This window comes from Chryseobacterium pennipullorum (assembly GCF_003384725.1).
GTDB lineage: Bacteria > Bacteroidota > Bacteroidia > Flavobacteriales > Weeksellaceae > Chryseobacterium > Chryseobacterium pennipullorum.
On the sequence record NZ_QNVV01000047.1, the window covers coordinates 1 to 1,097 of the forward strand.

A 1,097-nucleotide genomic window follows, 5' to 3' on the forward strand; every position below is an offset into this window, starting at 1 on the left:
CAAACGCCGACTATACAACAAATAAAAATAGAAGGCTTTGGGAGTTTTAATTCAAGGGATTGTACTGATTCTCCGAATATGGGAAATCGGCATAAAATAGATCTAAAGGTCAAAGATCTTCAGAATAATCAAATTGTTCAATTGCATCCAACCGATTCTCAGGGTAATTATACAGGGATGTACTCATTTCCAGGTGTTAGCTTTTCACAAGGTAGTGCGAATTATTATAGTTTTATGGCACAGGCGGGAAAATCATACCAACTTAGTCTTTTTGCAAATTGGGAATGTACCAATGGAAGTGTAAACTTTAAGTATTATGACCAAGCTCCTACCCAAGTGAAGAAGAATATAATCACTGGCGGAAACCGTGTGGCCAGATTGATTGATTCTGATGGGAATCAGCAGCTTATTAAAAGATATTACTATGCTTCAAAAGATAATTTAAATCAATCATCTGGAGATAAAGGACCTGATCCGTTTTATAAAGATTTTAGAAAGTGGAAATCAAAATGTATTGACGCTCCTCCTCTACGGGATGCAGTAATTACTTCTTCAAGTATTTATCCATTATTTAACAGTGGTAAGAGTAATGTCTATTATAAATATGTAACGGTAAGCCTTGGTGGTGATAATTTTGAAAAAGGAGGCATTGAAAAGGAATATACTGTTAAAAGGGACTATTGGGGAAATCAGCTATTTGGCTCTGAAAATGTAGGGTCAGCACCTTGGACAAACTTAGGATGGAGTAATGGGTATCTCAAAACTGAGAAATTTTTTGATCATAACAGTAAAATACTGAAGGTAAATGATTACACATGGGAAAAAAAGAACGTAACCAACAATAAGTCCTATTATGTCCGAAAAAATTATACCGAAAACAACCATAAACCAGTCACATACACCTGTAATAGCGCTGATATCATAAGACCACATAATAATACATATTGGGTTTGTACAACCAACCATAATCATCATTATCGTGTTAGTGATTGGAAGTGTATTCTTCTGGATGCTAATAATGTTGAAAAATCAAATCCTAATCACTGCTACCAAAAACCTCTTGGGTATCAACTGGTACATCAATATGCTATTGAAAA

At 34.7% G+C, this 1,097-nt stretch carries 1 protein-coding gene; it reads left to right on the top strand.

The window, feature by feature from the left end; genetic code table 11:
• Positions 1–1,097, top strand: a 1,097-nt coding sequence (locus DRF67_RS21685) for a hypothetical protein (protein ID WP_165851854.1), incomplete at both ends; no start/stop codon positions are given.